The 25,263-nt window shown below is 63.3% G+C and carries 21 protein-coding genes and 3 pseudogenes; 21 read left to right on the forward strand and 3 right to left on the reverse strand.

All coding sequences use genetic code 11. The annotated features are described in order from the left end of the window. Position 1 precedes the first annotated feature (1 nt). The 5 genes from IHQ72_RS05665 to IHQ72_RS05685 all read left to right on the forward strand — a co-directional run bounded on the left by IHQ72_RS05665 (position 2) and on the right by IHQ72_RS05685 (position 5,809). Positions 2-1,327 carry a S41 family peptidase gene (locus tag IHQ72_RS05665; protein WP_029348996.1) on the forward strand — a complete coding sequence of 442 codons (1,326 nt, stop codon included), beginning with the start codon at positions 2-4 and terminating at the stop codon, positions 1,325-1,327. Positions 1,328-1,458: 131 nt separating this feature from the next. Next, positions 1,459-2,628 (forward strand): divergent polysaccharide deacetylase family protein, encoded by a 1,170-nt coding sequence (locus tag IHQ72_RS05670; protein ID WP_258121551.1) that lies wholly within the window; start codon positions 1,459-1,461, stop codon positions 2,626-2,628. A gap of 2 nt (positions 2,629-2,630) precedes the next feature. Further along, a complete protein-coding gene (locus tag IHQ72_RS05675; protein WP_258121552.1) occupies positions 2,631-3,152 on the forward strand; it encodes an RNA pyrophosphohydrolase in 522 nt (173 codons plus the stop codon). Between the two features lie 89 nt (positions 3,153-3,241). Then, positions 3,242-4,393, forward strand: a complete 1,152-nt coding sequence (gene alr / locus IHQ72_RS05680) for an alanine racemase (RefSeq protein ID WP_258121553.1) — start codon at positions 3,242-3,244, stop codon at positions 4,391-4,393. Positions 4,394-4,552: 159 nt separating this feature from the next. Next, positions 4,553-5,809: a D-amino acid dehydrogenase gene (locus tag IHQ72_RS05685; protein WP_258121554.1), complete on the forward strand. Its 1,257-nt coding sequence runs from the start codon at positions 4,553-4,555 to the stop codon at positions 5,807-5,809. Between the two features lie 97 nt (positions 5,810-5,906). Here the strand turns inward: IHQ72_RS05685 and IHQ72_RS05690 are convergent, their stop codons facing one another. After that, a complete protein-coding gene (locus IHQ72_RS05690) occupies positions 5,907-6,788 on the reverse strand; it encodes a LysR family transcriptional regulator (protein WP_258121555.1) in 882 nt (293 codons plus the stop codon). A 381-nt stretch (positions 6,789-7,169) separates the two neighbouring features. On the opposite strand from IHQ72_RS05690, the gene IHQ72_RS05695 reads away from it, so the two are divergent. From IHQ72_RS05695 to IHQ72_RS05705, 3 genes are all read left to right on the forward strand, one after another. Then, positions 7,170-8,666, forward strand: coding sequence for a CoA-acylating methylmalonate-semialdehyde dehydrogenase (locus tag IHQ72_RS05695; RefSeq protein ID WP_258121556.1), 1,497 nt, complete (start codon positions 7,170-7,172; stop codon positions 8,664-8,666). Between the two features lie 214 nt (positions 8,667-8,880). Beyond that, the gene (locus IHQ72_RS05700; RefSeq protein WP_258121557.1) at positions 8,881-9,180 is read left to right on the forward strand and encodes a hypothetical protein; all 300 of its coding nucleotides are present in this window, start codon (positions 8,881-8,883) and stop codon (positions 9,178-9,180) included. A 278-nt stretch (positions 9,181-9,458) separates the two neighbouring features. Beyond that, the gene (locus tag IHQ72_RS05705; RefSeq protein WP_258121558.1) at positions 9,459-9,773 is read left to right on the forward strand and encodes a hypothetical protein; all 315 of its coding nucleotides are present in this window, start codon (positions 9,459-9,461) and stop codon (positions 9,771-9,773) included. 83 nt (positions 9,774-9,856) lie between these two features. On the opposite strand, the gene IHQ72_RS05710 is transcribed toward IHQ72_RS05705, so the two are convergent. Continuing rightward, positions 9,857-10,549, reverse strand: a complete 693-nt coding sequence (locus tag IHQ72_RS05710; RefSeq protein WP_258121559.1) for a GntR family transcriptional regulator — start codon at positions 10,547-10,549, stop codon at positions 9,857-9,859. A gap of 69 nt (positions 10,550-10,618) precedes the next feature. Here IHQ72_RS05710 and IHQ72_RS05715 point away from each other — a divergent pair, with 69 nt between their 5' ends. From IHQ72_RS05715 to IHQ72_RS05770, 13 genes and pseudogenes are all read left to right on the forward strand, one after another. Beyond that, a complete protein-coding gene (locus tag IHQ72_RS05715) occupies positions 10,619-11,512 on the forward strand; it encodes a dihydrodipicolinate synthase family protein (RefSeq protein ID WP_258121560.1) in 894 nt (297 codons plus the stop codon). A gap of 49 nt (positions 11,513-11,561) precedes the next feature. After that, positions 11,562-12,899, forward strand: a complete 1,338-nt coding sequence (locus IHQ72_RS05720) for an NAD(P)/FAD-dependent oxidoreductase (RefSeq protein ID WP_258121561.1) — start codon at positions 11,562-11,564, stop codon at positions 12,897-12,899. Positions 12,900-12,911: 12 nt separating this feature from the next. After that, positions 12,912-13,913, forward strand: coding sequence for a 4-hydroxyproline epimerase (locus IHQ72_RS05725; protein WP_258121562.1), 1,002 nt, complete (start codon positions 12,912-12,914; stop codon positions 13,911-13,913). 335 nt (positions 13,914-14,248) lie between these two features. Beyond that, positions 14,249-15,151: a branched-chain amino acid ABC transporter permease gene (locus IHQ72_RS05730; RefSeq protein ID WP_258121563.1), complete on the forward strand. Its 903-nt coding sequence runs from the start codon at positions 14,249-14,251 to the stop codon at positions 15,149-15,151. Positions 15,152-15,155: 4 nt separating this feature from the next. Continuing rightward, positions 15,156-15,449, forward strand: a pseudogene (locus tag IHQ72_RS36865) (DUF3382 domain-containing protein); the annotation flags it as partial. 174 nt (positions 15,450-15,623) lie between these two features. Beyond that, positions 15,624-16,751, forward strand: a pseudogene (gene livM, locus IHQ72_RS05735) (high-affinity branched-chain amino acid ABC transporter permease LivM); the annotation flags it as partial. Next, positions 16,751-17,914 (forward strand): ABC transporter ATP-binding protein, encoded by a 1,164-nt coding sequence (locus IHQ72_RS05740; RefSeq protein WP_309508771.1) that lies wholly within the window; start codon positions 16,751-16,753, stop codon positions 17,912-17,914. The pseudogene livM and the gene IHQ72_RS05740, both read left to right, overlap by 1 nt. Further along, the gene (locus tag IHQ72_RS05745) at positions 17,914-18,642 is read left to right on the forward strand and encodes an ABC transporter ATP-binding protein (protein ID WP_192361325.1); all 729 of its coding nucleotides are present in this window, start codon (positions 17,914-17,916) and stop codon (positions 18,640-18,642) included. The genes IHQ72_RS05740 and IHQ72_RS05745 overlap by 1 nt, the downstream gene beginning before the upstream one ends. Positions 18,643-18,659: 17 nt before the next feature. Continuing rightward, a complete protein-coding gene (locus IHQ72_RS05750; RefSeq protein WP_258121565.1) occupies positions 18,660-19,007 on the forward strand; it encodes a DUF6867 family protein in 348 nt (115 codons plus the stop codon). 139 nt (positions 19,008-19,146) lie between these two features. Further along, on the forward strand, positions 19,147-20,277 hold the full coding sequence (locus tag IHQ72_RS05755) for a branched-chain amino acid ABC transporter substrate-binding protein (RefSeq protein WP_258121566.1): 1,131 nt from the start codon (positions 19,147-19,149) through the stop codon (positions 20,275-20,277). Between the two features lie 241 nt (positions 20,278-20,518). Further along, entirely contained in the window at positions 20,519-23,977 is a 3,459-nt protein-coding gene (pyc, locus tag IHQ72_RS05760; protein ID WP_258121567.1) for a pyruvate carboxylase, read from the forward strand. A 160-nt stretch (positions 23,978-24,137) separates the two neighbouring features. Further along, the gene (locus tag IHQ72_RS05765; RefSeq protein WP_023800031.1) at positions 24,138-24,398 is read left to right on the forward strand and encodes a DUF2312 domain-containing protein; all 261 of its coding nucleotides are present in this window, start codon (positions 24,138-24,140) and stop codon (positions 24,396-24,398) included. Between the two features lie 51 nt (positions 24,399-24,449). After that, positions 24,450-24,905, forward strand: coding sequence for a DUF4268 domain-containing protein (locus tag IHQ72_RS05770; RefSeq protein WP_258121568.1), 456 nt, complete (start codon positions 24,450-24,452; stop codon positions 24,903-24,905). Between the two features lie 40 nt (positions 24,906-24,945). Here IHQ72_RS05770 and IHQ72_RS05775 read toward each other — a convergent pair. Then, positions 24,946-25,209, reverse strand: a pseudogene (locus IHQ72_RS05775) (transposase); the annotation flags it as partial. Between the last annotated feature and the right edge of the window lie 54 nt (positions 25,210-25,263).

Genomic DNA, 25,263 nt, shown 5'->3' on the forward strand with positions numbered 1-25,263 from the left:
GATGATGCGGAAACTTTCGCTTCTGTTTGCCGGTGCGCTGATGGGCGCATCCGCGATGAGCCTGGTCTATGGCGCCCCCGGCTCGACGGCGAACGCTGCGGGCTCCGAGACCTATAAGCAGCTGGCGATCTTCGGTGACATCTTCGAGCGGGTGCGGGCGCAGTATGTGACGCCGCCCGACGACAAGTCGCTGGTCGAAAACGCCATCAACGGCATGCTTACCTCGCTCGACCCGCACTCCTCATATATGAACGCCGAAGAGGCGCAGGACATGCGCGTGCAGACCAAGGGCGAGTTCGGCGGCCTCGGCATCGAGGTCACCATGGAGAACGACCTGGTCAAGGTGATCACGCCGATCGACGATACGCCGGCCGCCAAGGCGGGCGTGCTTGCCGGCGACTATATTGCCAAGATCGACGGCGAGGAGGTTCGCGGCCTGAGCCTCAACGACGCGGTCGAGAAGATGCGCGGGCTGGTCAACACGCCGATCAAGCTCACCATCCTGCGCCAGGGCGCCGACAAGCCGATCGAGCTGACGGTGGTGCGCGACATCATCAAGGTCAAGGCGGTCAAGTTTCGGGTCGAGAACGACATCGGCTACATGAAGATCACCTCCTTCACCGAAAAGACCCATGACGACCTCGAGAACGCCATCGACACCATCAAGAAGCAGGTGCCGGACGAAAAGCTCAAGGGCTACGTGCTCGATCTGCGCCTCAATCCGGGCGGGTTGCTCGACCAGGCGGTGAGCGTGTCCGACGCCTTCCTCACCCGTGGCGAGATCGTCTCGACGCGCGGCCGCGATCCGAAGGACGTCACCCGCTTCGACGCGCGGCCGGGCGACGACATCGACGGCAAGCCGCTGGTCGTGCTCGTCAATGGCGGCTCGGCCAGTGCGTCCGAAATCGTCGCCGGCGCGCTGCAGGATCTGCGCCGCGCCACGGTGGTCGGCACGCAGTCCTTCGGCAAGGGTTCGGTGCAGACCATCGTCCCGCTCGGCGAGAACGGCGCGCTGCGCCTGACGACGGCGCTCTATTACACGCCGTCCGGCAAGTCGATCCAGGGCAAGGGCATCACGCCCGACATCAAGGTCGACCAGCCGTTGCCGCCGGACCTGCAGGGCAGGGACCTGACGCGCGGCGAGTCGGACCTCAAGGGCCACATCAAAGGCAGCGACGAGGGCGATACCGGTTCGGGCTCGGCAGCCTATGTGCCGCCGGAGCCGAAGGACGATCTGCAGCTCATCTTTGCCGAGCAGTTGCTGCGCGGCGAAAAGACCGATCCGGCGTTCCCGCCGAATCCGGACAAGGCTGTGCTGAACCAGTAGGGCCGTGCTGAACCAGTAAAGGTCGATCAGCCGGACAACAGGTCTGGCTGCCTGATCGAAGCGATGTAATGCTGCCGGGGCTGCAAGGCCCCGGCAGTTTGATTCGGGGGAACCGCGGCTGGGGATGCGGCTTGGCTGACATCGGCAACGACATCGAACGCCCGCTAGGGCAGGCAGTCCGGCCGCCGCGCGCGGCCCGCAGGATGAGCGCCGGTGTGGTCGCGGCCACGCTTCTGGTGCTGGCCGTAATCGGCGTCTCCGGCGCGATTGCGCTGCGCGAAAGGCCGTTTCGAAAGCCGGAAGAAGTCGCCGTTTCGACACCGAAGACGACAGCGGTGGTCGACCCCGCAGCGCCGGCCAAGGAGCCGGCATCGAAGGCGGAAGCAGCATCCAAGATGGGCGGGCCGCAGATCATCCATATGCCGACCGAAGTTGACGGTGGTCCGCCCAAGGCGGCCATTGTCATTCGCGACCCTTCGACGATCGGCCAGAACCTGAGGATCGCGCATATTCCCGACAGGGCGCTGATCGAGGCCGGCGAAACCGGCCCATTGCCGGTTCGTGCCGCTGACGGCAGGCGGCCGTTCGATGTCTATGCGCGGCCGTGGTCCGGTGCACGTGGTGCGCGCGTGGCGATTGTCATCGGCGGGCTAGCCGTGTCGCAGACCGGCACGCAGTCGGCCATCGCCAAGCTGCCGGCCGAAGTGACGCTGGGCTTTGCGCCGCAGGGCAACAGCATCGGCCGATGGATGCAGGCGGCGCGGCAGAGAGGCCATGAGATCGTCATGCAGGTGCCGCTCGAACCGTTCGATTATCCGAACGTCAATCCCGGCCGCAACACGCTGACGGTCGCGGCGACGGCGGATGAGAATTTGAAGAATTTGCGCTGGGCACTGTCGCGGACGACCAACTACACCGGCGTCATGAACTATATGGGCGCGCGTTTTTCGGCCGATGCGGCGGCGATGGGGCCGCTGATGGACGAGGTCGGCAGGCGCGGCCTGGCCTATATCGACGACGGTTCGTCGGCGCGCAGCCTGGCACCCGACCTGGCGTTGAAAAACGGCGTGCCGTTCGCCGCCGGTGACACGTCGATCGACGCCGTGCGGGACCGCGGCGCCATACTGAAGAAGCTGGACGAACTGGAAGCCACCGCGCGGGCGAAAGGCTTTGCTGTCGGCATCGGCTCGGCCTTCGACCTGACGGTCGACACCGTGTCGTTTTGGGTGAGCGAGGCCAAGAAACGCGGCATCGAGATCGTGCCGATTTCGGCAGTGGCGGTGGATCCGGAAAAAGGTTGAGCATGGCGAAGAAAAAACCGGTCGATCCCGAGACGCTGCCTTATCGTCGCTGTGTCGGACTGATGATCCTCAACGGTGATGGGCTGGTCTGGGTCGGGCATCGCATTGCCGAGCCGGACAGCGAATTCGCCGGCACGACGCAGCTCTGGCAGATGCCGCAGGGCGGCATCGACAAGGGCGAAGAGCCGCTGCAGGCGGCGCAGAGGGAACTCTATGAGGAAACCGGCATGCGCAGCGTCTCGTTGCTGGATGAGGCGCCGAACTGGATATATTACGACCTGCCGGCCCATCTGGTCGGCATCGCCTTCAAGGGGAAATATCGCGGCCAGACGCAAAAATGGTTCGCTTTCCGCTTTCACGGCGACGTGAGCGAGATCGAGATCAATCCGCCGCCGGGCGGCCACACCGCCGAGTTCGATAAATGGGCTTGGCGGCCGATGCAGGAATTGCCCGACCTGATCGTGCCGTTCAAGCGTCAGGTCTATGAGGATGTGGTTGCGGCGTTCCGGCATCTGGTTGCGTAGCTTGGCGCAAGCCGCGCTCGCGCCGACCACGGTTGCCGCGTCAGCGCGGTGGCTTTATTGATGGCCAATCCGCTGCAGACGGGGTTGGCATGAACGAGGCCTCCAAAAAATCTCTTTCTGAAAGGGTCGCCGTCAAAGCTGCGCCGATCAGCGAAGCGGCGGCCGGCGCCATATTGACCGTCGATCTCGGCGCCATCCGCGAAAATTACCGGCGGCTCAAGGCGCGCTTGGGTGGCGTCGGCTGCGCGGGTGTCGTCAAAGCCGACGGCTACGGGCTCGGCGGGGGCCAAGTGGCGGCGGCGCTGGCGGCCGAAGGCTGCGCTATTTTTTTCGTCGCGCATCTGACCGAAGGGGTCTTGCTGCGCCAGGCGCTCGGCTCACGTCCGGCGATCTATGTGCTGAACGGAATTCAGCGGGGCGCTGAAAGCGAAGCCGTCGACGCGGAGCTGGGCGCGGTCATCAACAGCGCCGACCAACTCGCCGCCTGGCGCGCGGCGGCGCAGCGGGCCGGCCGCAAGCTCAAGGCTGCAATCCAGGTCGACAGCGGCATGTCGCGGCTCGGCATGGCGGCAGCCGAGGTGGAGGCCGTCGCTGCCGATCCGCAGGCTTTCGACAGTATCGACGTCACCTTCGTGATGAGCCATCTCGCTCGCGCCGACGAGCCCGAGCATCCGGCCAACGAGCAGCAGCGGCTGGAATTCGAACGGCTGCGCAGGATGCTGCCAAAGGCGCCGGCCTCGCTAGCCAACTCCTCCGGCATCTTTCTTGGGCAGCCCTTTCATTACGACCTCGCCCGGCCCGGTGCGGCGCTCTACGGCATCAATCCGACGCCAGCGGTGGAAAATCCGATGCTGCCGGTGGTGCGGCTTCAGGCAAAGGTCATCCAGACGCGCAGCCTCGATAGGGGAGCCGGCGTTGGCTATGGCCATATTTTTCACGTGACCGATTCGGTGGTCGCCGCAACGATCTCGCTAGGCTATGCCGATGGCTGGCATCGACGCGCGGCCTCAGCCGCCTGGTTCGAAAATGTGCGCTTGCCATTCCTTGGCCGTGTATCGATGGATTCGATCGTTCTCGACATTTCTGCCCTGCCGCCCGACAGGCTGAAGGCGGGCGACCTCGTCGAACTGATCGGACCGTCGCAGACGGTGGACCAGGCGGCCGGCCATGCCGGCACCATCGGCTATGAAATCCTGACCAGCCTCGGACACCGTTTTCACCGGCGCTATGTGAATGGATAGCGCGCGGGCTTTTTTAGGCATGTCGTTGTCCCAAAACCGCTGCGTACTTTTGGGCGACATGCTTGGGGACTTGGCGGACGCCGTAAAATCCGGCAGACAGAAAGCCCACGATGCCCGCCCCAAAACCCCTGACAAGACGTCGTTCTGGAGAACTATGCGATGAAGATCTTCGTGCTGGGCGGCGGCGTTATCGGGGTCACTACCGCTTATTATCTCGCCGAGGCCGGCCATGAAGTGACGGTGATCGACCGCCAGAAGGGCCCGGCGCTGGAAACCAGCTTTGCCAATGCCGGCGAGATTTCGCCCGGCTACGCCTCGCCCTGGGCCGGTCCCGGCGTCCCGTTGAAGGCGATCAAATGGCTGCTGATGAAGCATGGTCCGCTTGTGGTGCGGCCGACTCTCGATCCGCATATGTGGGTATGGCTGGTCAGGATGCTGCGCAACTGCACGGCCGAGCGCTATGCGGTCAACAAGGCCCGCATGGTGCCTTTGGCCGAATACAGCCGCGACACGCTGAAAGCGCTGCGCGAGGCCACCGGCATCGCCTATGACGAGCGCACCAAGGGAACGCTGCAGCTTTTTCGCACGCAACAGCAGCTCGACGGCACTGCCGGCGATGTCGAGGTGCTGAAGACATACGGGGTTCCCTACGAGATTCTCGATCCCGACGGCTGCATCGCAGCCGAGCCAGGGCTGGCAGGCGTGCGTGAAAAATTTGTCGGAGGCCTGCGACTGCCGGGCGACGAAACCGGTGACTGCAAGATGTTCACCGACCGTCTGGCCGAGCTCTGCGTGGCGCGCGGCGTTACCTTCGAATACGACACGTCGATCAGGCGGATTGTCCGCAAGCGCAACCGTATCGCCAACATCAATACGAGCAAGGGTTGGAAGGCTGCCGACGCCTATGTGATGGCGATGGGCAGCTATTCGGCCAAGTTCATGCGCAGCCTGAAACGACCCATCCCAGTCTGTCCGGTCAAGGGCTATTCGATCACCGTGCCGATCAAGGATGCTGCCGCAGCACCGGTGTCGACGGTGATGGACGAGACCTACAAGGTGGCGATCACCAGGCTCGGCGGCCGCATCCGGGTCGGTGGCACGGCGGAGATTTCCGGCTTCGACCTGACGCTGCATGAATCGCGGCGGCGCACGCTCGAACATTCGCTCGGCGACCTATTTCCAGGCAGCGGCGACATGCGGTCGGCGACCTTTTGGTGCGGGTTGCGGCCGATGACGCCGGACGGGCCGCCGCTAATCGGCCGCACCGAGTTTTCCAACCTCTATCTCAACACCGGCCACGGTACGCTCGGCTGGACCATGGCCTGCGGCTCGGCCAAGGTCCTGGCCGACATCATTTCCAGCCGGGTGCCGGACATCAATGTCCGCGATCTTGGACCGGAGCGATACCAGCGGTAGGATCGGAAGGTGCTTCATCCATTTGAGCGAGGTGAGAAACTTGCAGCGCAATTTGGGATCAAGGTTCAACACACTTCGCCGCGTCAGATGAATATCGTCAGACGAACAGGCTTCGCTCCCGTTCCACCGCCTTGGTGATGAAGCTCGCGACGATCTGGACGCGGCGCAGCGGTCTGACGGATTCGTGATAGACCAGCCAGTAGGCGCGGCGGATGGGCGCGACAATGTCGACAGCCACCAGTTCCGGCATCGAACGGGCGACGAAGGTGTGCAGGATGCCGATGCCGGCGCCGGAGCGCACCGCTTCGGCCTGGCCGAGTGCCGAGGAGATGGCGAAGCTCGTGCGCCAGTCGGCGCTGAACTCGGCAGCATAGTCGAGCGAGGGGCTGACGATGAGGTCCGGCACATAGCCGATCAGCGCGTGCCGGCCGAGCTCGGCCGGCGTCTGGGGCAGGCCATGCGCTTCGGTATAGGCGCGGGACGCGAACAGGCCGAGCGTGTAATCGACCAGCTTTCCCGCCACCAGCCTGCCTTCGGTCGGCCGCTCCACGGTGATAGCGATGTCAGCCTCGCGCCTGGACAGCGAGAAGGAACGCGGCACCGGCACCAGCTGGATGGTGAGTTCGCGGTGAAGCGCCGTCAGTGCGCCGAGGCGTTTGGCCAGGAAGGCGACGCCGAAACCATCAGGCGCGCCGATGCGCACGGTGCCGGAGACATCGTCGCCTTCGCCCGCCACGATCGAGCGCGCGGCGATCATGTCTCCTTCCATGCGCTCGGCGATGTCAAGGAAACGCTCGCCCGCCGGCGTCAACTCGCTGCCGGTGGTCAGCCGCCGAAAGAGTTTTGCGCGCAGCGCATCCTCGAGTGCCGCGACGCGGCGCGAGACGGTGGCGTGGTTGAGCTCCAGCCGCTTGGCCGCGCCGAGGATCTGGCCGGCACGCGCCACCGCCAGAAAGATGCGGACGTCATCCCAGTTCATGGGGATGGCCCGGATGAGGACAGTTACAGCAGCGCTCTACGGCGCCCCCCTCTGTCCTGCCGGACATCTCCCCCACTTGGGGGGAGATCGGCCGGCCGCTCCGGCGGCGACTTTCTTGCAACGTTGCGGATTGGCGAAAGCGGGGATGGCAGCCAATCTCCCCCCTCGTGGGGGAGATGTCCGGTAGGACAGAGGGGGGCGCGAAGGAACTCAATTTCTCAATCCTTGCCGCTAGGGGACCTGCACCCTATCATTTGCGGCAATTGATGCACAGGCGTCGTCCGCTATCTATTTTCCGCACAACGGTTGCGTGTTCGCTCGCGTTGCCATCGGCCGCGCAAAGGCAGACAATGCCGCATCACAAATACAGGGAGAGAAACCATGATCGAATACGGTCATTTCATCGGCGGCAAGCGTGTCGCTGGGACCAGCGGCCGCAAGCAGGACGTCATGCAGCCGATGGACGGCACGGTGCGCGGCACCGTGGCGCTGGCTTCGCAGGCGGAACTGCGTGCGGCGGTGGAAAACGCCAGGGCGGCGCAGCCCGGCTGGGCGGCGACCAATCCGCAGCGGCGCGTGCGCGTCCTGATGAAGTTCCTCGAACTGGTCGCCACGGAATATGATGCGCTGGCCGACATTCTGGCGCGCGAACACGGCAAGACCATCGCCGACGCCAAGGGCGACATCCAGCGCGGCCTGGAAGTGGTCGAGGTCTGCATCGGCGCGCCGCACATGATGAAGGGCGAGTTCACCGACGGCGCCGGGCCCGGCATCGACGTCTATTCGATGCGCCAGCCGCTCGGCGTCGTTGCCGGCATCACGCCGTTCAATTTTCCGGCGATGATCCCATTGTGGAAGATCGCGCCGGCTATCGCTTGCGGCAACGCCTTCATCCTGAAGCCTTCGGAGCGCGACCCGGGCGTGCCGATGCGCATCGCCGAGCTGTTCATCGAGGCCGGTCTGCCGGCGGGCATCCTCAACGTCGTCAACGGCGACAAGGACGTGGTCGACGCCATCCTCGACGATCCTGATATCAAGGCCATTGGCTTCGTCGGCTCGACGCCGATCGCCCAGTACATCTATTCGCGCGGCTGTGCGGCCGGCAAGCGCGTGCAGTGCTTCGGCGGCGCCAAGAACCACATGATCATCATGCCCGACGCCGATATGGACCAGACCGTCGATGCGCTGATCGGCGCCGGCTACGGCTCGGCCGGCGAGCGCTGCATGGCGATCTCGGTGGCCGTCCCGGTCGGCAACGACACCGCCAACCGGCTGATGGAAAAGCTGGTGCCGCGTGTCGAAAGCCTGAAGGTTGGCCCCTCGACGGATTCGTCCGCCGATTTCGGCCCGTTGGTCACGGCGCAGGCGCTGGAGCGGGTCAAGGGCTATGTCGATACCGGCGTCAGGGAAGGCGCCAAGCTGGTCGTCGACGGCCGCGGCTTTTCAATGCAGGGCTACGAGAACGGCTACTACATGGGCGGCTGCCTGTTCGACAACGTGACCGCCGACATGCGCATCTACAAGGAAGAGATCTTTGGACCGGTGCTCTCCGTGGTGCGCGCGCCGACTTACGAGAACGCGATCAAGCTCGCCAACGACCACGAAATGGGCAACGGCGTCGCCATCTTCACCCGCGACGGCGATGCGGCCCGCGACTTCGCCTCAAGGGTCCAGGTCGGCATGGTCGGTATCAATGTGCCGATCCCGGTGCCGATCGCCTACTACACGTTCGGCGGCTGGAAAGCGTCTTCCTTCGGCGACCTCAACCAGCACGGACCGGACGCGTTCCGTTTCTACACCAAGACCAAGACGGTGACCTCGCGCTGGCCGTCCGGCGTCAAGGACGGTGCCGAATTCGTCATCCCGACGATGAACTAGGTCGGTCGATTAAAAATTGAGCGAAAGAGGCCCGGCCAGAAACCGGGCCTTTTTGTTGGCCGGTCTCGGCCCGTATCTGCGTGAACGCTAATGTGATGGAACCAGGCGGCAGCAGAAGTCTTTAAAATTGCAATCCGGCCGCGAAGCAGGCGCGGCAGACCAACCAACGGCGCTGGCGACAGTTTCGGGGCGGCCGGCGGCAAGGAGGCGTCAGATGACACGTCTAATGGTGACGACACTTTGCGTAGCAGTCGCGGCGCTTTCCGCCGCCCCGGCAACAGCGGCCGACCAATGCGCGCCACGAGCCGACATGATCAAGGCGCTCGGCGAGAAGTTTCGGGAAAATCCGACCGCGCTCGGCGTCGTCAATCCGAATGTGATTGTTGAAGTCTTCGTTTCCGACCGGGGCACCTGGACCATCCTCGCCAGCGACACACGCGGTCAAAGCTGCGTGGTTTCGGTGGGTGAAGGCTGGGAGAGCGCGATGACGACGGCGGCGCTGCCAGGAACCTGAGCCGCCTAGCCGGTGGCAGCCGCCTCAGCATAGCCGCGCGCAGGCCGCAGTTCTCGGCGACGACTTGAAACGGATCCACAGGCGCCCCAGCGGGCGCCTGCTTGCGCTTTTGCGTTGCCGACACCATTTATGGAACATAGTGGGAACATTTGGAATCGTCCCGCTGACAGACCGGAACACAGAAAGGAACGACGCGATGACGTCGGAACCGGCCTGGATCGTTCCGGCAAAATGAGGGCTCTCCCCTTTGCCGGACGTGATGGCAAAGGAGGTGCGCTATGGCACGCAAATCGCTGTTCGTTTGGGTGAAAACCGTGGTGCTTGCTGGCGCATTGGCGGTGGGTACGAACGCCGCAAGCGCCCAATATCAATACTGCGTCGAACATGGCGATCTCGTCGCTCACCTGAGCGAGCAGTTCCAGGAAAGACAGTTTGCTTTCGGGCTGATCGGCCAGATGGCGATTATGGAAGTCTATGTCGCCGACAGCGGAAGCTGGACGATCATCGTCACCGATGTCGCCGGCAGAAGCTGCATCGTCGCGGCCGGCGAACATTGGGAAAACGTGGTGATCCCGGCCGACCAGGACGCATGACGGAATTGGGGCGATGCTCAGCGGCCTGGCGGCCGCCGGATGGGCGGGGCTCAAAGAGCCCGCCGAAGGTTGATGCCGATCTCCTAGCGCGTGGCGGCCGCCTCGGCATGGCCGCGCAGCAGCGCCATCAGGCGCTTGGCATCCTTGGCGGCGGCGTCTTCGTCGCCGTCGAGGATCGAGCGGATCAGCGCGACGTGGTGCTCGGCCGATTCGGCAAGCCCGGTATCGGCCTTGTAGCGGAACCAGAAGCGGCGGCTGTGGGTCTGCAAGGGGGCCGCCAGCCGCGCAGCGAAGGGGTTGTCGGCAGCCAGCGCCAGCGCCTCGTCGAGCGCCTTGTCGGCCTGAATGAAGGCCAGCACATTGCCGGATATCACCGCCTTCTGCATGGCCAGTGCGGCATCGTGAAACAGGTCGGCGGCCTCACGGGTGACGAAGCGGGCGGCCGAGCGGGCGAGAACCACCTCGACGCCACGCCGTGCATCGAGAACGCGCAACCAGTCGCCGGGATGAAGCGCGGCAATGGCGATGCCGGCACGAGGCCGGACATCCAGCAGTCCCTCCCACGCCAGTCGCTGGATCGCCTCGCGCACCGGCGTGCGGCCGAGCCCCAGCCTGTCGATCAGCGCGCCCTCGGTGATGAAGCTTGAAGGCGCCAGTTCGAGCGTCACGATCATGTGCTCGAGCACACGGTAGGCTTTCGCCGCCACTGGCTCGAAGGCCGGGCTTGTTTCATTGAATATCAAAGGCGAGCTCCTGATATATTTTTGATATATCATAGCGAAATCCGTGTTGACAGTCCGTTTCTTAATAAATATACGACTGATATATCAGATGGAGCGACCGCCATGTGGACCGGAGTTTTCCCCGCCGTCACAACGAAATTCACCGAGGACGACCGCCTCGACCACGCCGAGATGGAGCGCTGCTTTGCGCTGCAGATGGAGGCCGGCTGCGACGGCATCATCGTCTGCGGCTCGCTCGGCGAGGGGCCGATGCTCTCGCATGACGAGAAGATCGACGTGCTGAAGACCGCGCAGAAGATCGCCGGCAACAAGCCGGTTCTGCTGACGGTCAACGAAGCCGGCACCCGCGAGGCCGCTGCGATCGCGCGCCGCGCCGCCAAAGAGGGCGCCAACGGGCTGATGGTGGTGCCGAGCCCGATCTACCACACCAATGCGGAGGAGACGGTCGCCGCACTGCGTGCCGTCGCCGAGGCCGGCGACCTGCCGGTGATGATCTATTCCAACCGGCTTGCCTATCGCGTCGACGTCACCGTCGACCAGATGGAGGAACTGGCGAAGGACAAGCGTTTCGTCGCCATCAAGGAATCCTCCGACGACATCCGCCGCTCGACCGAGATCATCAACCGCTTCGGCGACCGCTACGACCTGTTCACCGGCGTCGACAATCTGGCGTTCGAGGCGCTGTCGGTCGGCGCCATCGGCTGGGTAGCGGGGCTGGTCACTGCGTTTCCGCGCGAGACGGTCGCCATCTACCAGTTGATGAAGCAGGGTCGCCGCGAGGAGGCCCTGAAAATCTACCGCTGGTTCCGGCCGCTGCTCGACCTCGACGTCTCGACCTATCTGGTGCAGAACATCAAGCTTGCCGAAGTCTTGGCGATCAACACAAACGACCGCGTGCGCATGCCGCGCCAGCCGCTGTCGGGCGAGCGCCGCAAGATGGTCGAAAAGATCGTCAGGGATGCGCTGGCGGCGCGGCCGGTGCTGCCGACGTTTTAAGGCAGGCTCTCTTCTCCCCGTTTTACGGGGAGAAGATGGCGGCAGCCAGATGAGGGGCAGCGCCCACGTGCAAGGAATTTCCAAGTCGGCAAAAGGGGGGCGCAGCCCCTCATCCGCCCTTCGGGCACCTTCTCCCCGTGAACGGGGAGAAGGGGAGGACATCGCCATTATCGGCGGCGGCATCATCGGCATCTGTGTCGCCGCGTATCTGGCCGAGGCGGGGCGAAACGTCACGATCTTCGATCGGACGGGGATTTGTGAGGAGACGAGTTCCGGCAATGCCGCCGCCCTGGCCTTTTCCGATGTGCTGCCTTTGGCCCACAAGGGCATGATCAGGCATCTGCCGAAATGGCTTGCCGATCCGCTCGGCCCGCTCAGCATCCCGCCCGCCTACCTGCCGAAGCTGCTGCCCTGGCTTGTCCGCTTCTGGCGCGCCGGACTAAGCGACCGCTACGAGGCCAGCCTCGCGGCGCAGGTCGGGATGATGCGGCTCGCCGAGGCCGAATGGGCCGGGCTGATGGCGCGCTCGGGCACCGGAAACATGCTGCGCGAGGACGGCGCGCTCGAACTTTACGGGAGTGAGGCCGAGTTCAAGGCGTCGCTGCCCGGCTGGACGGCCAGGCAGCGCTTCGGCATCGGCTTCAGCCACGTCGAGGGTGACGCTCTCGCCGCTTTGCAGCCGGGCCTGTCGCCGCGCTTGGTCAAGGGCACTTTCGTGCCGGGATGGAAGACCGTTACGGATCCGAAATTATTAGGCAAGGCGATCTGGGCCTATGCCGAGACCAACGGCGCGCGTTTCGAAAAGGCTCGCATCGACCATGTCGGAGCAGGGCAGGATGGCGCGACATTGACGCTGGCCGACGGCACGGTGCGGCAAGCAAAACGCCTCGTCATCGCCGCCGGCGCGTGGTCGCATCTCCTGGCGAAACATATCGGCGACCGCATCCCGCTCGAAACCGAGCGCGGCTACAACACGACGCTGCCGAAGACCGCCTTCGACGTGAAGCGGCAACTGATCTTCTCCGGCCACGGCTTCGTCGTCACGCCGCTTGAAACCGGCGTGCGCGTCGGCGGCGCGGTCGAGCTCGGCGGCATCGAGCGGCCGCCCAACTACGCCCGCTCGAAAGCGCTGCTCGACAAGGCACAAAAATTCCTGCCGGGGCTTGACCCGGCCGGCGGCCGCGAATGGATGGGATTCCGGCCGTCGCTGCCGGATTCGCTGCCGGTGATCGGTGGCGCCAGGCAGGCCGCCACGATAGTCTATGCCTTCGGCCACGGCCATCTCGGCCTGACCCAGGCGGCTGCCACCGGACGCCTGGTCCGCGATCTCATTCTCGGCCAAAATCCGGTGTTTGATCTTTCTCCGTTTTCTCCGAACCGCTTCTGACGGGATCTAGAAATGGCGCGCCACTCCTTCTTTTGCATCGACGGCCACACTTGCGGCAATCCGGTGCGGCTTATCGCCGGCGGCGGACCGCTGCTCCAGGGCGCGACAATGATGGAGCGGCGCGCGCATTTTCTGGCAGAATATGACTGGATCCGCACCGGGCTGATGTTCGAGCCGCGCGGCCATGACGTGATGTCCGGCTCGATCCTCTATCCGCCGACGCGGCTCGATTGCGACATCGCCATCCTGTTCATCGAAACCTCGGGCTGCCTGCCAATGTGCGGTCACGGCACCATCGGCACGGTGACGATGGCCATCGAACACGGACTGATCAAGCCGAAGACGCCGGGTTTGCTCAGGCTGGACACGCCGGCCGGCCTGGTCACCGCCGAATACAAACAGGTCGGCGAATATGTCGAGGAGGTGCGCATCACCAACGTGCCGTCCTTCCTTCATGCCGAGGGACTGACGATCGAATGTCCGCAGCTCGGCGAGATCATTGTCGATGTCGCCTATGGCGGCAATTTCTACGCCATCGTCGAGCCGCAGAAGAACTATCGCGACATGGCCGACCATTCCGCCGGCGACCTCATCGCCTGGAGCCCGGTGGTGCGGCAGCGGCTCAACGAGAAGTATTCCTTCGTGCATCCCGAGAATCCCGGCATCGACCGGCTGTCGCATCTGCTGTGGACGGGTGCGCCGACCGACAGCCAGGCGGATGCGCGCAACGCCGTCTTCTACGGCGACAAGGCGATCGACCGCTCGCCTTGCGGCACCGGCACCTCGGCGCGGATGGCGCAGCTTCACGCCAAGGGCAAGCTTGGGACTGGCGACGAATTCGTCCATCAATCGATCATCGGCTCGCTGTTCAAGGGCAGGGTCGAGAAGGAAGTCACGGTGGCGGGCAAGCCGGCGATCGTTCCCTCGATCGGCGGCTGGGCGCGCATGACCGGATTGAACACGATCTTCATCGACGATCGCGATCCGTTCGCGCACGGGTTCGTCGTCAGATAGAGAGCATCCTGACCCAGGGAAACGAACGGGACGCAAAGATTGATCGTTGCGACGGCGCAACGATCCCGCTCATCAACTTATTTTGACGGCGATTCCTTCGAAACGGCGTGCATTTTGACGACGAATCGCCAAAGACATTGCGTTATGCCAATGATAGGGTCCGCGATAGTCCAGAGGCCGGATATGAAAAAAATGGGCAATCGGGCAGCGTGCGGCGAAAACACGCGTTCTGATCGAAAAATCACGTTGCAATCCGGGCTCGAAACTTTACGACTAGGGCAAATACGAAAAGGAATGCGTCTGCATGGGCGACATTCCAGGGGAGCCACGACAGCATGCAGTACTTTGTCCAGCAGCTTATCAATGGGCTGACGCTGGGATCGATCTATGGGCTGATCGCGATCGGCTACACGATGGTCTACGGCATCATCGGCATGATCAATTTCGCCCATGGCGACATCTTCATGGTCGGGGCCTTCGCCGCCCTCATCGTTTTCCTCATCCTCGGTGCGTTGTTCTATTCGGTGCCGGTGGTCATCGCACTTCTGGTCATGATGATCGTCGCGATGCTGTTGACCAGCCTGTACAATTGGACGATCGAGAAGGTGGCCTACCGGCCTTTGCGCGGTTCGTTCCGGCTGGCGCCGCTGATCACCGCGATCGGCATGTCGATCGTGCTGTCGAACTTCGTCCAGGTGACGCAAGGGCCGCGCAACAAGCCGGTGCCGCCGATGGTGTCCAAGGTCTACAATATCGCGGGCATCAGCGTGTCGCTGAAGCAGATCATCATCGTCCTGGTCACCGTGATCCTGCTCGCGGTCTTCTGGTATCTCGTCAACAGGACCGCGCTTGGTAGAGCGCAACGCGCCTGCGAGCAGGATCGCAAGATGGCTGCACTGCTCGGCATCGACGTCGACCGCACCATCTCGATCACCTTCGTCATGGGCGCCGCCCTTGCCGCCGTCGCCGGCACGCTGTTCCTGATGTATTACGGCGTCGTGGTGTTTTCCGACGGCTTCACGCCCGGCGTGAAGGCGTTCACCGCGGCCGTGCTCGGCGGCATCGGCTCGCTGCCCGGCGCCGTGCTCGGCGGGCTGATGATCGGCTTTATCGAGAGCATGTGGTCGGCCTATTTCTCGATCGACTACAAGGACGTCGCCGCCTTCTCCATCCTGGCGATCGTGCTGATCTTCCTGCCTTCCGGCATTCTGGGCCGGCCAGAAGTCGAAAAGGTCTGAGACCATGGCCGTCACCGCATCTCCGGAACGCGACGTCGTCGCTACCCCCGTCCAGCGTGCCACGCGCGAGGCGCTTTACGCCGGCGCCATCGTGCTTGGCCTGTTCGTGCTGTTCATCGGCCTGAAGACCGATCAGAACATCAGCAACGAGCTGATCCTGGTGCAGCGCTGGGGCCTGCTCGCCGTGGTGATGATCGCCACGATGGTCGGCCGCTTCCTTTACGTCGCCTATGGCCAGCCCTTCCTGGCCAAACAGAAGATCGCCGACGTCGCCACCGGCCTGTTGCCAGCCAGCGTCGCGACGCGGTTCTTCCGGTTGCCGTATTTCATCGCGGCCATCGCCATAGTGGCCGTGCTGGTTCTTCTGGCCGGCTCCCTTGACGGATTGCTGGGACCCGGTCTGGCCGGTTATGCACGGTTCCTGAGGGCGCTGGCGATCATCTACGCCCTCGCCTCGGTGCTGTTTTATTTCCGAACCTTCATCCATGCCCATTTCTCGGCGCTGGGCATAACCGCACTGGCGCTCTACCCGGTCATTGTCGTGCTGGTGCTTGCTATGTACGGAGGATCGGTGGCCGCTGGGTTCCAGGGTTCTCTGAAATGGGTCGACAATTTCGGCATCCAGATCCTGATCTACGTGATGCTGGCCTGGGGGTTGAACATCGTCGTTGGCCTCGCCGGCCTGCTCGACCTTGGTTATGTCGCCTTCTACGCCGTCGGTGCCTATGCCTATGCGCTGCTCGGCACGCAATACGGCCTGTCGTTCTGGATCCTGCTGCCTGCCGCCGGCGCCATGGCTGCCTTCTGGGGAGTGCTGCTGGGTTTTCCGGTGCTACGCCTGCGTGGCGACTATCTGGCGATCGTGACGCTGGCCTTCGGCGAGATCATTCGTCTCGTGCTGATCAATTGGCGTGAGGTTACCAACGGCTCGGCCGGTATCTCCGGCATCCCCAAGGTCACCTTTTTCGGCCTGATGTCGTTCAACGTCTCGGATCCGAACTATATCGCCAAGGTTTTCGACATCGCCACGTCGAGCGCCTACTACAAGATATTCCTCTACTACCTGATCCTCGGGCTCTGCCTGCTCACCGCCTTCGTCACCATAAGGCTTAGGCGCATGCCCGTCGGTCGCGCCTGGGAAGCGCTCCGCGAGGACGAGATCGCCTGCCGCTCGCTCGGCATCAACACCACCACCACCAAGCTCACCGCCTTTGCCACGGGCGCCATGTTCGGCGGCTTCGCCGGCTCGTTCTTCGCCGCGCGGCAAGGTTTCGTCAGCCCCGAATCCTTCATCTTCCTGGAATCGGCCATAATCCTCGCCATCGTCGTGCTCGGCGGCATGGGTTCGCTGGTCGGCATTGCCGTCGCCGCCATGGTGATGATCGGCGGCACCGAGGTGCTGCGCGAGCTCGATTTCCTGAAGCAGGTTTTCGGTCCCGACTTCACGCCGGAGCTTTATCGCATGCTGTTGTTCGGCATGGCCATGGTCATCGTCATGCTGTGGAAGCCGCGCGGCTTCGTCGGCAGTCGTGAACCGACAGCCTTTCTCAAAGAGAGCAGGGCCGTATCCGGCTCCTTCACCAAGGAGGGCCACGGCTGATGAGCGATGCGAGCCCATCCGTGAACGATGCCATCCTGCAGGTCGAGCATCTGTCGATGAAGTTTGGCGGTCTGGTCGCCATCGGCGACCTGTCCTTCCAGGCCAGGCGCGGCGAGATCACCGCGCTGATCGGGCCGAACGGTGCCGGCAAGACCACCGTGTTCAACTGCATCACCGGCTTCTATAAGCCGTCGGAAGGCATGATCACGCTCAGCCGGCGCGACGGCTCGAGCTTCTTGCTCGAACGCCTGCCGAACCACGAGATTCCGGCGCGCGCCAAGGTGGCGCGCACCTTCCAGAACATTCGTCTGTTCTCGGGCATGACGCTGCTGGAGAACCTGCTGGTGGCGCAGCACAACAAGCTGATGAAGGCTTCCGGCTACACCGTCCTCGGCCTGTTCGGCTTCAGCGGCTACCGGACGGCGTCGGCCGAGTCGATCGACCTCGCTAGGCACTGGCTGGAAAAGGCCGACCTCGTCGATCGAGCCGACGATCCGGCCGGCGACCTGCCCTACGGCGCGCAACGGCGCCTGGAGATCGCGCGGGCGATGTGCACGGGTCCGGAGCTGCTCTGCCTCGACGAACCGGCGGCCGGACTCAATCCGAAGGAATCAATGGCGCTCAACGCGCTTTTGATGGACATCAAGGATACCACCGGCACGTCGATCCTGCTGATCGAGCACGACATGGCGGTGGTCATGCAGATTTCCGACCATATCGTGGTGCTCGAATACGGGCGCAAGATCTCGGACGGCGGTCCGCAGGCGGTACGCACCGACCCGCGCGTCATCGCCGCCTATCTCGGCGTCGAAGACGAGGAGGTCGAGACGGTGCTGACCGAGGTCGGCGACGAAGACGTTATCGAGCAACTGGATACGGGCCCGGATTCGGCGCACGGCCCGGGCACATCATCTTCGTATCTCGCCGGACCGGTGACCGACACGGTCGGCCACAGCGAGGGCGAACGGGTCACGGTGTCGAAGGGTGCCTCGAAAGCCGGGCAGGTCGACGCAAGATCGAGCGCTGCGGCAAGCAAGGCAGCCTCCCCGGCCGCAGCCAAGCAACCCTCTGCCGCGAAATCCTCAGCGGCAAAGCCGGCCACCAAGGCTCCGGTAAAGCCGAAGACACCGGGCGTCTCCAACCGGCGCGGAGGGCGTAAATAATGGCCGGCACGACGCTGCTCGATATCAAGGGCGTCCAGACCTACTACGGCAACATCAGGGCGCTGAACGGCGTCGATGTCACCGTCAAGCAGGGCGAGATCGTGGCGCTGATCGGCGCCAACGGCGCCGGCAAGTCGACGCTGATGATGACCATTTTTGGTGCTCCACGGGCGCGGGCGGGCACCATCACCTTCGCCGGCACCGACATCACCCAATTGCCGACTCATGAGATCGCGCGCATGCGCATCGCCCAGTCGCCGGAGGGACGGCGCATCTTCCCGCGCATGACGGTGATGGAAAACCTGCAGATGGGCGCCAGCCTCGACAACCTCCAGCATTACGACGAGGACGTCGAGAAGGTGTTCACGCTGTTTCCGCGCCTGAAGGAACGCATTGCCCAACGCGGCGGCACGCTGTCGGGCGGCGAGCAGCAGATGCTGTCGATCGGACGTGCGCTGATGGCGCGGCCGAAGCTGCTTCTGCTCGACGAGCCGTCGCTGGGCCTGGCGCCGCTGATCGTCAAGCAGATCTTCGACGCCATCCGCGAGTTGAACCGCACGCAGGGGCTGACCGTGTTCCTGGTCGAGCAGAACGCCTTCGGCGCGCTGAAGCTCGCCACGCGCGGCTATGTCATGGTCAACGGCAATGTGACGATGAGCGGCACCGGCAAGGAACTGCTCGCCGATCCGGACGTGCGCGCCGCCTATCTCGAAGGCGGCCATCACTGAGTTCAGGAGTCTTCATCATGCAGGGCATTCTCTATGAGGAACCCTCGGTCTGGCATTTCTTCTTCGTCACCTGCCTGCTTGGCGGCTGGGCGGCATGGATGACGGGCAAGGCTTGCGCCCAAACATGGCGCAGCTTCGTCCAATTGTTCGCTTACATGCTCGGCCTCGGCATCGCCGTAAGGTTCATCCATCACGCACTGTTCGGCGGCACGATGTTCTCGCTGCAGTACTACATCGTCGACACCATTGTCCTGATGATAGTGGGCTTCATCGGCTATCAATACACGCGCACCAACCAGATGGTGACACAGTATAACTGGCTCTACGAAAGAGCATCGCTTTTGAGCTGGAAACCAAAAGGTTGACGTTCACCATTAACGCCGTTCCGGGGATGAATCGGCGTGACAAGTGCCTGAAAATCGGCAAAGTACGTTTTCTGCGAGTAAAAGTGGGCATCGCATGAAAGCATCATCCACGCCCACTCTGTAAATGGGAGCGTTTTACATGAGAAAATCACTTTTGTCCGCCGTCGCCCTGACCGCGCTCGTCGCGTTCAGCGGAAGCGCGTGGGCTGACATCCTGGTCGGAGTTGCCGGTCCGATCACCGGTCCGAACGCCGCCTTCGGCGCGCAACTGCAAAAGGGCGCCGAACAGGCTGTCGCCGACATCAATGCGGCCGGCGGCATCAACGGCGAGCAGGTCAAGCTCACGGTCGGCGACGACGTCTCCGATCCGAAGCAGGGCATCTCGGTCGCCAACAAGTTCGTCGCCGACGGCGTCAAGTACGTGGTCGGCCACTTCAACTCGGGCGTTTCGATCCCGGCATCGGAAGTCTACGCCGAGAACGGTATCCTCGAGATCACCCCGGCTGCGACCAATCCGAAGTTCACCGAACGCGGCATGTGGAACACCTTCCGCACCTGCGGACGCGACGATCAGCAGGGCAAGGTTGCTGGCGACTATGTCGCCGCGAACTTCAAGGATGCCAAGATCGCTGTCATCCATGACAAGACGCCTTATGGCCAAGGCCTCGCCGACGAAACCAAGAAGGCGCTTGCAGCCAGTGGCGTGACCGAGGCCATGTATGAAGGCATCAATGTCGGCGACAAGGATTTCTCGGCCCTCATCGCCAAGATGAAGGACGCAGGCGTCTCCGTCGTCTACTATGGCGGCCTGCACACCGAAGCCGGCCTGATCATACGCCAGCTCGCCGACCAGGGCCTCAAGGCAACCTTCATGTCCGGCGACGGCATCGTGTCAAACGAATTGGCCTCCATCGCCGGCGACGCCGTCGACGGCACGCTGATGACGTTCGCTCCGGATCCGCGCAAGAATCCGAACGCCAAGGAACTCGTCGAGAAGTTCCGCGCAGCCGGCTTCGAGCCTGAGGCCTATACCCTCTACTCCTACGCGGCGATGGAAATCGTCGCGGCCGCCATCGCCAAGACCGGTTCAGCCGATGACGCTCAGAAGGTAGCCGAGACCATCAAGTCGGCCGGCCCCTGGAAGACCACGATCGGCGAGATCGGCTATGATGCGAAAGGCGACATCACCCGTCCGGATTACGTCATGTACACCTGGAAAAAGGGTGACGACGGCAAGTACACCTATGTCGAGAACGCACCCGGCAAATAACCGGACGTTGCTACATGAAGTGCCCGGCGCCTCGCGCCGGGCATTTTTCATGGGAGTTTCATGGGAGTTTCCCGAAAGCTTGATCGGGATTTCGGGGCGTTGTCGGGACCGACACGCAATGTGTTAACGCGATAGATCAAACTAAATCGGTTTAATCGCTTCCTTCGATTTTGTTTGCACTGCAGCATTTTCGCGTTAATCATGTCGTCAGTTCCCTTCCGTTCGCGTCCGGAGCCTGTCCTTGGCAATCTCGAAGATCCTTGTCGCCAATCGCTCCGAAATCGCCATCCGCGTCTTCCGCGCGGCCAACGAACTCGGCCTCAAAACCGTTGCGATCTGGGCCGAGGAGGACAAATACTCCCTGCATCGCTTCAAGGCCGACGAAAGCTACCAGGTCGGGCGCGGGCCGCATCTGACCAGGGATATGGGGCCGATCGAAAGCTATCTGTCGATCGAGGAAGTGATCCGCGTCGCCAGGCTTTCGGGCGCCGATGCCATCCATCCGGGCTATGGGCTGTTGTCGGAAAGCCCTGAATTCGCCGAAGCCTGCGCCAAGGCCGGCATCATTTTCATCGGACCCAAGCCGGATACGATGCGCAGGCTCGGCAACAAGGTCGCCGCACGCAACCTGGCGATCGAGGTCGGCGTGCCGGTAATTCCCGCCACCGATCCCTTGCCGGACGACATGGAGGCGGTGAAGGCACTCGCCAAGACGGTCGGCTATCCGGTGATGCTGAAGGCATCGTGGGGCGGCGGCGGCCGCGGGATGCGCTCCATTCGCTCGGAAGTCGATCTCGCCCGCGAGGTGACGGAGGGCAAGCGCGAAGCGAAAGCCGCCTTCGGCAAGGACGAGGTCTATCTCGAAAAGCTGATCGAGCGCGCCCGCCATGTCGAGGTGCAGGTGCTGGGCGACATACATGGCAATGCCGTGCACTTGTTCGAGCGCGATTGCTCCATCCAGCGCCGCAACCAGAAGGTGGTCGAGCGCGCGCCGGCGCCGTATCTCGAAATGTCACGGCGCGAAGAGCTCTGCGGTCATGCGCTGAAGATCGCCCGCGAGACGAGCTATATCGGCGCCGGCACGGTCGAATTCCTGCAGGATGCCGACACCGGCAAATTCTACTTCATCGAGGTCAACCCGCGCATCCAGGTCGAGCACACCGTCACCGAGCAGGTGACCGGCATCGACATCGTCAAGGCGCAGATCCACATCCTCGATGGTTTCGCTATCGGCACGCCGGAATCGGGCGTGCCGGCGCAGAAGGATATCAGGCTCAACGGCCACGCACTGCAGTGCCGCATCACCACGGAAGATCCCGAGCACAATTTCATTCCCGACTATGGCCGAATCACCGCCTATCGCGGCGCCACCGGTTTTGGCATCCGCCTCGATGGTGGCACCGCCTATTCCGGCGCGGTGATCACCCGCTTTTACGACCCGCTGCTGGAAAAGGTGACGGCATGGGCGCCGACGCCGGCCGAGACCATCGCCCGCATGAACCGCGCACTGCGCGAGTTCCGCATCCGCGGCGTGGCGACCAACCTCACCTTCCTCGAGGCGATCATCAATCACCCGAGTTTCGCCGATAATTCCTACACGACCAAGTTCATCGACACGACGCCGGAACTGTTCGCGAGCGTGAAGCGGCAGGACCGCGCGACCAAGCTGCTCAATTACCTGGCCGATGTCAGCGTCAACGGCCATCCCGAGACGCGCGGCCGGCCGCAGCCGAAAGCCGATGCGGCGGCACCCATGGTGCCCTATCTCAACGGCAATGTGCCCGATGGCAGCAAGCAGAAGCTCGATGCGCTTGGGCCGGAGAAATTCGCCGCTTGGATGCGCGCACAGAAAGAGGTGCTGGTCACCGACACGACGATGCGCGACGGACACCAATCCCTGCTCGCGACGCGGGTGCGCACATATGACATCGCCGGCATTGCCGGCACCTATGCGCGCGCGCTGCCGCAGCTTTTGTCGCTCGAATGCTGGGGCGGGGCGACATTCGACGTCGCCATGCGCTTCCTCACAGAAGACCCGTGGGAACGGCTGTCGCTGGTGCGCGAGGCAGCGCCCAATTTGTTGCTGCAGATGCTTTTGCGCGGCGCCAACGGCGTCGGCTACACCAACTATCCCGACAATGTCGTCCAGCATTTCGTCAAACAGGCAGCCGCCGGCGGCATCGACCTGTTCCGTGTCTTCGACTGTTTGAACTGGGTCGATAACATGCGGGTCGCCATGGACGCGGTCGGCGCCGAAGGCAAACTGATCGAAGCAGCGATCTGCTACACCGGCGATATACTCGACCCGGCCCGAGCCAAATACGACCTCAAATACTATGTCACGCTGGCCAGGGAGTTGCAGGCGGCCGGTGCCCATATCGTCGCGGTCAAGGACATGGCCGGCCTCCTAAAGCCCGCGGCGGCACGAGTGCTGTTCAGGGCGCTGCGCGAAGCGACCGACCTTCCGATCCATTTCCACACGCACGACACGTCAGGCCTCTCGGCGGCGACGGTGCTGGCTGCGGTGGACAGCGGCGTCGACGCCATCGACGCGGCGATGGATTCCTTGTCGGGCAACACCTCGCAGCCTTGCCTGGGCTCGATCGTCGAGGCGCTGAAGGGCACCGAGCGGGATCCGGGCCTCGACCCGCAATGGATCAGGAACATCTCGTTCTATTGGGAGGCGGTGCGCAACCAGTATGCCGCCTTCGAGAGCGACCTGAAGGGGCCAGCCTCGGAAGTCTACCTGCACGAAATGCCGGGTGGGCAGTTCACCAATCTCAAGGAACAGGCGCGCTCGCTCGGTCTGGAGACGCGCTGGCACGAAGTGGCGCAAACCTATCACGACGTCAATCTGATGTTCGGTGACATCGTCAAGGTGACGCCGTCGTCCAAGGTCGTCGGCGACATGGCGCTGATGATGGTGAGCCAGGACCTGACGGTCGCCGATGTCGAAAATCCGGCTAGGGATATCGCCTTCCCCGACTCGGTCGTGTCGATGCTGCGCGGCGACCTCGGCCAGTCGCCCGGCGGCTGGCCGGAGGCACTGCAGAAGAAGGTGCTGAAAGGCGACAAACCGATCACCGCGCGGCCCGGTTCGCTGCTGAAAGCAGCCAATCTCAAGGCCAGCCGCAAGGAGATCGAGGACAAGCTCGAGCGCAAACTCAACGAGTTCGAATTCGCCTCGTGGCTGATGTACCCAAAGGTTCTCTCCGACTTTGCGGCAGCGCAGGAAACCTATGGGCCGGTCAGTGTGCTGCCGACGCCGACCTATTTCTACGGCATGAAGCCGGAAGACGAGATCTTTGTCGACATCGAGAAGGGCAAGACGCTGGTGGTGCGCTGCCTGGCCATCGGCGATGTCGACGAGAAGGGCATGGTCACCGTGTTCTTCGAGCTCAACGGCCAGCCGCGCCGGGTCAAAGTGCCGGACCGCGCGCATGGCGCTTCCGCCGCCAAGGCGCGGCGCAAGGCTGAGCCGGGCAACGAGGCGCATGTCGGCGCGCCGATGCCCGGCGTCGTCTCGGCGCTTGCCGTTGCCGCCGGCCAGGCGGTCAAGGCCGGCGACGTGCTGCTGTCGATCGAGGCGATGAAGATGGAGACGGCATTGCATGCCGAGCGCGACGGCACAATCGCCGAAGTGCTGGTCAAGGCCGGCGATCAGATCGACGCCAAGGATCTGCTGATCGCATTCGGATGAGACAGAAATGTTGCCCAGGCTGAGTTGTCTGCGTCTGGCGGCAGCCCTTCATGCCGCATCGATAACAGCTTGACCCGCCGCCCCCGGTCGGGCATCGAACCGCTGCAAATTCGCCGCGACAGTTCCTGAGTCGCGGCATGGAAAACGACGCGGAGAAAAAATGGCCGACGACATCACCGAAACCAGCCAGACTGTTGCCGCCGGCCAGCTGCGAGCCTTCATCGAGCGCATCGAGCGGCTCGAGGAAGAGAAGAAGACGATCGCCGACGACATCAAGGAAGTGTTCGCCGAGGCCAAAGGCACCGGCTTCGACACCAAGGCGATGCGGTCGATCATCCGGCTGCGCAAGAAGGATCAGGCCGAGCGGCAAGAGGAGGAAACCATCCTCGACCTCTACAAAGCCGCTCTCGGCATGGTGTAAGGCTGATAACAGCCCTGGGCGCCGGTTGCGGCGCCCTCAACGGGTCGAACCATGAGCGAATTCGACTTTGGCGTCCGCCGCGCCTCTGAATTCCGCCAACGCGGCTTCTGGACGCTGTTCGCGGAACGGCATCCGGAAGAAAGGGCTCTGATGGCGCGGCGCGGACCCTGGTTCTGGCAGCGCGGGCTGCCCGACTTCGCATTGGTCCTTTCCATGTATGTCGCGCCGGCGCAGAACCATGTCGGCGTCTTCTTCGGCCGCAACGAGAAGTTCGGTGCCACGGAAACCTGGTCGCGGTTGAGGCCGTTCCAGCCGGCGATCGAAGACAGGTTGAGGCTCAGGCCGGAACAGAGTTGCGAGGGCCTCGGCATCAATTCGCTGTGGCGGGTGAACTGCTTTGCCGAGGACAATTGGCCGGCCATGGCCGACTGGCTGGTGACGGAAGCATCGCGTTTCGAGCGTGCCGTTGCCGAGGTTCTGGGCGAGGGTGGCGAAGCCGGTTCGTGAATTCGCCTGCCTGTCGGCCGCTTGAGCCTAGGCCGTGAACTCATAAAACGCGCAGCCAAAGCTGGATGGATGCTAGCTTGACGAAGGCGAGGTAGTTTGCAGCGAGTTTGTCGTAACGGGTGGCAATGCGACGACATTGCTTGATCTTATTGAAGAACCGCTCGACGAGATTGCGCGCTCGGTAGAGATATGGACTGAAAGAGATGGGCTCCTTGCGATTTCGCTTGGGCGGTATATTGGCCCAGGCGCCCTTCGCGCTGATGAGTTCCCTGATCCAATCCGCATCATAGCCGCGATCAGCTAGTGTTCCGTCTCTAACGAAAGGATTCCCTTTAGCTCTCTGATGTGCGAGTCAGAG

The organism is Mesorhizobium onobrychidis (assembly GCF_024707545.1).
Classification (GTDB): Bacteria; Pseudomonadota; Alphaproteobacteria; order Rhizobiales; family Rhizobiaceae; genus Mesorhizobium; species Mesorhizobium onobrychidis.

Coding starts and splice junctions, on each gene's coding strand:
- IHQ72_RS05705 (WP_258121558.1), top strand. CDS start 9,459: ATGGCACGCAAATCGCTGTTCGTTTGGGTGAAAACCGTGGTGCTTGCT.
- IHQ72_RS05720 (WP_258121561.1), top strand. CDS start 11,562: ATGAGGGGCAGCGCCCACGTGCAAGGAATTTCCAAGTCGGCAAAAGGG.
- IHQ72_RS05710 (WP_258121559.1), bottom strand. CDS start 10,549: ATGATATATCAAAAATATATCAGGAGCTCGCCTTTGATATTCAATGAA.
- IHQ72_RS05730 (WP_258121563.1), top strand. CDS start 14,249: ATGCAGTACTTTGTCCAGCAGCTTATCAATGGGCTGACGCTGGGATCG.
- IHQ72_RS05745 (WP_192361325.1), top strand. CDS start 17,914: ATGGCCGGCACGACGCTGCTCGATATCAAGGGCGTCCAGACCTACTAC.
- alr (WP_258121553.1), top strand. CDS start 3,242: ATGAACGAGGCCTCCAAAAAATCTCTTTCTGAAAGGGTCGCCGTCAAA.
- IHQ72_RS05700 (WP_258121557.1), top strand. CDS start 8,881: ATGACACGTCTAATGGTGACGACACTTTGCGTAGCAGTCGCGGCGCTT.
- IHQ72_RS05750 (WP_258121565.1), top strand. CDS start 18,660: ATGCAGGGCATTCTCTATGAGGAACCCTCGGTCTGGCATTTCTTCTTC.
- IHQ72_RS05690 (WP_258121555.1), bottom strand. CDS start 6,788: ATGAACTGGGATGACGTCCGCATCTTTCTGGCGGTGGCGCGTGCCGGC.
- IHQ72_RS05695 (WP_258121556.1), top strand. CDS start 7,170: ATGATCGAATACGGTCATTTCATCGGCGGCAAGCGTGTCGCTGGGACC.
- IHQ72_RS05675 (WP_258121552.1), top strand. CDS start 2,631: ATGGCGAAGAAAAAACCGGTCGATCCCGAGACGCTGCCTTATCGTCGC.
- IHQ72_RS05740 (WP_309508771.1), top strand. CDS start 16,751: ATGAGCGATGCGAGCCCATCCGTGAACGATGCCATCCTGCAGGTCGAG.
- IHQ72_RS05725 (WP_258121562.1), top strand. CDS start 12,912: ATGGCGCGCCACTCCTTCTTTTGCATCGACGGCCACACTTGCGGCAAT.
- IHQ72_RS05715 (WP_258121560.1), top strand. CDS start 10,619: ATGTGGACCGGAGTTTTCCCCGCCGTCACAACGAAATTCACCGAGGAC.
- IHQ72_RS05765 (WP_023800031.1), top strand. CDS start 24,138: ATGGCCGACGACATCACCGAAACCAGCCAGACTGTTGCCGCCGGCCAG.
- IHQ72_RS05665 (WP_029348996.1), top strand. CDS start 2: ATGATGCGGAAACTTTCGCTTCTGTTTGCCGGTGCGCTGATGGGCGCA.
- IHQ72_RS05755 (WP_258121566.1), top strand. CDS start 19,147: ATGAGAAAATCACTTTTGTCCGCCGTCGCCCTGACCGCGCTCGTCGCG.
- IHQ72_RS05770 (WP_258121568.1), top strand. CDS start 24,450: ATGAGCGAATTCGACTTTGGCGTCCGCCGCGCCTCTGAATTCCGCCAA.
- IHQ72_RS05685 (WP_258121554.1), top strand. CDS start 4,553: ATGAAGATCTTCGTGCTGGGCGGCGGCGTTATCGGGGTCACTACCGCT.